Raw genomic sequence first — 5,870 nt, 5'->3', positions numbered from 1 at the left:
CAACCCCGTCAACCCCAACCGCTCCCGCTCGGCCAACGTGAACGCCGTCCCCTTATTGATCGTCGGCGACGACAACACCGCCCGACCCCGGGCCGCGACCCGAGCCACGACCTCCCCGGATCCGCGGACAAGCTCGTACGGTTGCACTGCCATGGCTGCCTTTCATGAAGGGGATGAGAGGGCGGAAACGGGCCCGGAGGCCCGACACGCACGACGCGTCGGGCCCCCGGGGGTGTGCTGGTGTGCGGGCCGGGCTACTCGGCGGCGTCGCCGCCGGTGGCGGTCCGGCCGTCGATCGCCGGCCGGTTGGCCACGACCGGGTACGGGCCGGTGATCGACGCCCGCTCCTGCGCGATGGCGGTGATCCGCCCGCGGCACAGGAACCAGCCGATGACCAGCGCCGGCACGATGACCACGAGCGAGCCGATGGTGAAGGTGCCGACCGGGTAGTCGAAGGCGATGAGCACGAGCACGCCGAACAGGAAGGCCAGCGTCAGGTAGGACGTGTACGGCGCTCCGATCATCCGGAACGAGGGTCGCTTCAGCAGCCCCTTGTCGGCCCACTGCTTGAGGCGGATCTGGCACAGCACGATCGTGCCCCACGCCGCGATGATGCCCAGGGAGGCCACGTTGAGCACGATCTCGAAGGCCGACTCGGGCACGATCGCGTTCAGCCCGACGCCCAGCAGGGTCATGGCCGCGGTGATCGCGATGCCCCCGTAGGGCACGCCGGCCTTGTTCATCCGGGCGGCGAACTTCGGTGCGGAGCCGTTCATCGCCATCGAGCGCAGGATCCGGCCGGTGGAGTACAGGCCGGCGTTGAGCGAGGACAGCGCGGCGGTCAGCACGACGAGGTTCATGATGAGCCCGGCGCCGTCGACCCCGATCGAGTCGAAGAACGTGACGAACGGCGACACCCCGGCCTGGTAGGCGGTGTACGGCAGGAGCAGCACCAGCAGCAGCACGGAGCCGACGTAGAACACGCCGATCCGCAGGATCACGGTGTTGATCGCCTTGGGCATGACCTTCTCGGGGTTCTTGGTCTCCCCCGCGGTGGTGCCGATCAGCTCGATGGAGGCGTAGGCGAACACGACGCCCTGGATGATGACGATCGCCGGCAGCAGGCCGTTGGGCAGCCACCCGCCGTTGTCCGAGATCAGGCTGAAGCCGACCTGGTGACCGTCGATCGGGGTGCCGAAGAGCACGAAGTACGTGCCGACGACCAGGAACGCGACCAGCGCCACCACCTTGATCAGCGCGAACCAGAACTCCATCTCGCCGAACACCTGGACCGACACCAGGTTCAGGCTCAGGACGACGGCCAGCGCGATGAGCGCCCAGGCCCATTGCGGCACCGAGGCGATGAACGGTGAGTACTGGCCGAAGAACTTCATGTACAGCGCGACCGCGGTGACGTCGACGATGGCGGTCATCGCCCAGTTCAGCCAGTACATCCAGCCGGCCGCGAAAGCGGCCTTCTCGCCGTAGAACTCACGGGCGTAGGAGACGAACGAGCCCGAGGACGGCCGGTGCAGCACCAGCTCGCCCAGCGCCCGCAGGACCAGGAAGGCGAAGAACCCGCAGAGCGCGTAGATCAGCACCAGAGCCGGACCGGCCTGGGCCAGCCGCCCACCGGCACCGAGGAACAGGCCGGTGCCGATGGCCCCGCCGATGGCGATCATCTGCACCTGGCGGGCCTTGAGACCCTTGTGGTAGCCCTTCTCCTCGTCCTGGAACAGCTCGCCGAGGTGGGCCTCGGTCTGTTCCGGCGACGGGTGGTGGTAGGTCGGGTGGGGCTGCGACCCGGAGGGCGGCGTGCGATCCGATTCGACGGTCACGAAAGACACCTCATTGTGTGGGGGGCGGTGGGTGGGACGGGGTGAAGTCAGCGGAACAGGTCGGGCGCGGCGACGACCGAGCCGACGGGCCGGCCGGCGCCGAGCACCGTGCGGGCGGTGATCGCGAGGGTCGACGCGGCGACGGACTCGGTGCGGACGCCGAGGGAGTCCAGGGCGGCCAGCACGATCGGCAGGCGGGCCCGCTCGGCCCCGTCGGAGATCTTGAACGCGGCGGCCCGGCCGTCGGGCAGGGCGAAGCACTGCACCCCGTCGGCGCCGAGCTTGACCAGCAGGCCGGGGATCTCGCGCATCAGCAGGGTGTCGCCGGAGGTGCGGCCGCCGACCAGGTGCGGGTACCGGCGCATGGCGTCGGCGACGGCCCGGGCGGAGCTGCCCGGCTCGGCGGTGACCAGGGCGGAGAACCCGCGGGCCAGGCCGACCAGGTCGGTCGCGAAGACCGGGGAGCCACAGCCGTCCACCCCGACGATGTCGTGCGTCGGGCCGGCGAACCGTTCGACGGTCGCCCGGACCCGGCGCTGCAGCGGATGCGCCGGGTCGAGGTAGTTGGCGGTGGACCAACGGGCGGTCCGGCAGGTGCGCAGCATGGCCGCGTGCTTGCCCGAGCAGTTCATGTAGACCCGGCTCGGCCGCTCGCCCCGGCGGACCGCCGCGTCCCGCGCCTCCGGATCGCTCGGCAGATCGGCGGGGCAACCCAGGTCGTCCTCGGTCAGGCCGCCGGCAGCCAGGCCGGCCCGCACCAGGGCGACGTGCTCGTCCTCGCCGGTGTGCGAGGCGGCGGCCATGGCCAGGTCCGCGCCGGCCAACCGCAGCCCCGCGTCGAGCATCGCGACGGCCTGGAACGGCTTGGCGCAGGACCGGTGGAACACCGGGCGGTGCACGTCGCCACGCCGGTGCAGCACCGTGCCGTCCCGGTCGACGAGCACCAGGGCGCCGTAGTGGGTGCCCTCGTGCAGGCCGGACCGGTAGACCCGGGCCAGTTCCACGTCGAGGCCGGCCCGGAGGTCGTCCGCGACGGTCCCGGCCGCGTCCGGCACTCCGGCCAGGACGCTCATCGCGCGCCGGCCACGGCCGCCGCGGTGGTCCCCGCCGCACCGGTGGCGACCGAGGCCAGGATCGCGTCGATCCGCTCGGTGGTCAGCAGGCCGCGCTGGGCGACGATCTCGGCCACGCCACGGCCGCTGATCAGCGCCTCCTGGGCCACGTCGGTGGCGTTCTCGTAGCCGATCTCCGGGCTCAGCGCGGTGACCAGGCCGATCGAGTCGGCGACGCGGGCCCGTAGCAGGTCGCGGTTGGCGGTGATGCCGTCGATGCACTTCTCGGCCAGCACCACGGCGGCCGCGGCCAGGTGGTCCAGGCTGGCGAACAGCGAGTGGGCGATGATCGGCTCGAACGCGTTGAGCTGCAGCTGCCCGCTCTCGGCGGCCATGGAGATGGTCACGTCGTTGCCGATCACCTCGTAGGCGACCTGGTTGACCACCTCGGGGATGACCGGGTTGACCTTGCCGGGCATGATCGACGAGCCGGCCTGCCGGGCGGGCAGGTTGATCTCGCCGAAGCCGGCCCGCGGGCCGGAGGACAGCAGCCGCAGGTCGTTGCAGACCTTGGACAGCTTGACGGCGACCCGCTTGAGCACGCCGGACAGCTGGACGAAGTGCCCGACGTCGGAGGTGGCCTCGACCAGATCGGTGGCCGAGACCAGGGTCTGGATGCCGGTCAGCCGGCGCAGCTCGGCCACGACGTGCCGCCGGTACTCGGGGTGGGCGTTGAGCTCGGTGCCGATCGCGGTGCCGCCGAGGTTGATCTCGTGCAGCAGGGCCCGCGCCTCGCGCAGCCGCTCCCGGTCCTCGGCCAGCGTGGAGGCGAACGCGCCGAACTCCTGGCCCAGGGTCATCGGGACGGCGTCCTGCAGCTGGGTGCGGCCCATCTTCAGCACGTCGGCGAACTCGACCGCCTTGCGCCGGTAGGCGTCGTGCAGCACACCCAGGGCGGCGTCCAGCTTGACCACGTAGGCGTCCAGCGCGATGTTGATGGCCGTCGGGTAGACGTCGTTCGTGCTCTGGCCGAGGTTGACGTCCTGCAGCGGGTGCAGGAAGTGGTACTCGCCGCGGGCGTGGCCGAGGATCTCCAGCGCCCGGTTGGCGATGACCTCGTTGGCGTTCATGTTGGTGGAGGTGCCGGCACCGCCCTGGATCATGTCGACGACGAACTGCTCGTGCAGCGCGCCGGACCGGATCTCCTGCGCGGCGGCGATGATCGCGTCGGCCTTGCCCGCGTCGAGGGCGCCGATGTCGCGGTTGGCGGTGGCGGCCGCCTGCTTGACGGCGGCGAGGGCGGCGATGAAGGCCGGGTAGATCGCCAGCTTGATGCCGGTGATCGGGAAGTTGTCGACGGCGCGGGCGGTGTGCACGCCGTAGTAGGCGTCGGCCGGGACGTCGAGGTAGCCGAGGAGATCGTGCTCGGTGCGTGTGGACATGTCTGGGGTACACCCTTCTGCAGTGGCGACGACGGTGGGCACTGCGGTCTTTAAGTCACGGAGCGTGAGGTCCTGCTGCCCTGCTGTCAAGCTGTCTGACAGATTTAGACGGTAGGGCCTGCCGGTCACCGCCGTCAACAGGCCGTGACGGCGCTCACATCAGGTCCGGGAACCCGCAGGTCCGGGGGCTGCCGGCGGGCATGTCTACGATGCAGGTCATGAGTCCGTCCGACAGCTGGACAACTACGCAGCCGCAGTTCGCCCGGGTGTCCGCCGCGGAGGCGGTGCTGGCCGACCTGCGCGGGGCGATCGAACGTGGCGAGCTGCCGGTCGGCCAGCGACTGCCCTCGGAGGCCGCGCTCGGCACCCGGTACGGGGTCAGCCGGGCCGTCGTGCGGGAGGCGCTGCGATCCTGCGAAACCCTGGGCCTGACGCGGACCCGGACCGGCAGCGGCACCTACGTCATCGCCGACCACGTGCCGACCACCCTGACCGTCGGCACCTATTCGAGCCAGGACCTGGTGGAGGCCCGACCGCACGTCGAGATCCCGGCGGCCGGCCTGGCCGCGACGCGGCGCACCGCCGCCCAGCGGGACGAGCTACGCCGGCTGATCCGGGAGATGGAGGTCGAGCGCGATCCCGCGCACTGGGTGCGGATCGACACGGCATTCCACGCGGCCATCGCCCGGGCCAGCGGCAACCGGGTGTTCGCCGACCTGCACGCCACCATGGCGCCGGCGTTGTCCCGTCAGTCCGAGACGCTGAACCTGGTCGCGCACCGCCGGGACGCCGCGAACGCCGAGCACGGCGTCATCGTCGCCGCGATCGACGCGCAGAGCCCGGACCGGGCCGAGGCGGCGATGGCCGAGCATCTGGCCCAGGTGCGGCGGGCGGTGGAGGAGCTCACCGCTGCCCGGTGACGGCGTGCGGGCCGGGCCCGATCGCCGGCCGGCTCACCGGGACGTGCGTCGGACCAACCGGCCGTCGGGGTGGACGAAGAATGTGCGGGCCTCGTCCTGGTCCGCCGCGGCGCCCAGGGCGACCGCGGCCGCCGGTCCGCTGCCTTCCCGGATGCACGCGTTCATCCACCCCTGGTCCCGGGCGAGAAAGGCCCACGCCTCGATCACGTCCAGCCCGACGGCGGCCAGGTACGGCCTGGGGTCCGCCCGGACGGCCGCGAGCAGGCTCGGGTCGGTACTCAGCGACGCGACCAGCGCAGCCAGCGGGCCGGGCCGGTCGGACAGCGGCCGGTACCAGTCGTCGGCGGTCGAGTCCCCGGGTGCGGGTGCGGGTGCGGGTGCGGGTGCGGTGTCCAGCTGCACCGACGCGGCCAGCTCGAGGTCGTACTCCCGCTCGCCGAGCGGGGGCACGTACAGGGTTGAGGTGACGGCCAGTCTCGCGCGGGCCAACTCGCCCAGCGGGATCGGCTCGATGGTCGGGTCGGCGACCACCGACTGGGCCGCCTGATAGTGCGTGACCACGTGGTCGGCGGGGTAGAACCGCGTCAGATACCGGACGAATGCGGCGATGTGGCCGCC

At 71.7% G+C, this 5,870-nt stretch carries 4 protein-coding genes and 1 pseudogene; 1 reads left to right on the top strand and 4 read right to left on the bottom strand.

Annotated elements, in window-relative coordinates; genetic code table 11:
• Positions 1–254: 254 nt before the first annotated feature.
• The 3 genes from ACOJUF_RS13590 to ACOJUF_RS13580 form a co-directional block, all read right to left on the bottom strand.
• Complete coding sequence (locus tag ACOJUF_RS13590; protein ID WP_420122372.1) at positions 255–1,739, bottom strand: amino acid permease; 1,485 nt, start codon at positions 1,737–1,739, stop codon at positions 255–257.
• A 146-nt stretch (positions 1,740–1,885) separates the two neighbouring features.
• Positions 1,886–2,911 (bottom strand): asparaginase, encoded by a 1,026-nt coding sequence (locus ACOJUF_RS13585; RefSeq protein WP_420122371.1) that lies wholly within the window; start codon positions 2,909–2,911, stop codon positions 1,886–1,888.
• A complete protein-coding gene (locus ACOJUF_RS13580) occupies positions 2,908–4,332 on the bottom strand; it encodes an aspartate ammonia-lyase (protein WP_420122370.1) in 1,425 nt (474 codons plus the stop codon). Before ACOJUF_RS13580 ends, ACOJUF_RS13585 begins: the two co-directional genes overlap by 4 nt.
• Positions 4,333–4,550: 218 nt before the next feature.
• On the opposite strand from ACOJUF_RS13580, the gene ACOJUF_RS13575 reads away from it, so the two are divergent.
• Positions 4,551–5,252 carry a FadR/GntR family transcriptional regulator gene (locus tag ACOJUF_RS13575; RefSeq protein ID WP_420122369.1) on the top strand — a complete coding sequence of 234 codons (702 nt, stop codon included), beginning with the start codon at positions 4,551–4,553 and terminating at the stop codon, positions 5,250–5,252.
• 33 nt (positions 5,253–5,285) lie between these two features.
• On the opposite strand, the pseudogene ACOJUF_RS13570 reads toward ACOJUF_RS13575, so the two are convergent.
• Positions 5,286–5,870 (bottom strand): annotated as a pseudogene (locus ACOJUF_RS13570) (hypothetical protein); the annotation flags it as partial.

The sequence above is a fragment of the Nakamurella sp. genome (assembly GCF_048594475.1).
Classification (GTDB): domain Bacteria; phylum Actinomycetota; class Actinomycetes; order Mycobacteriales; family Nakamurellaceae; genus Nakamurella.
The sequence above is the reverse complement of the archived record's forward strand: the minus strand, read 5'-3'. Positions and strand labels throughout refer to the sequence as shown.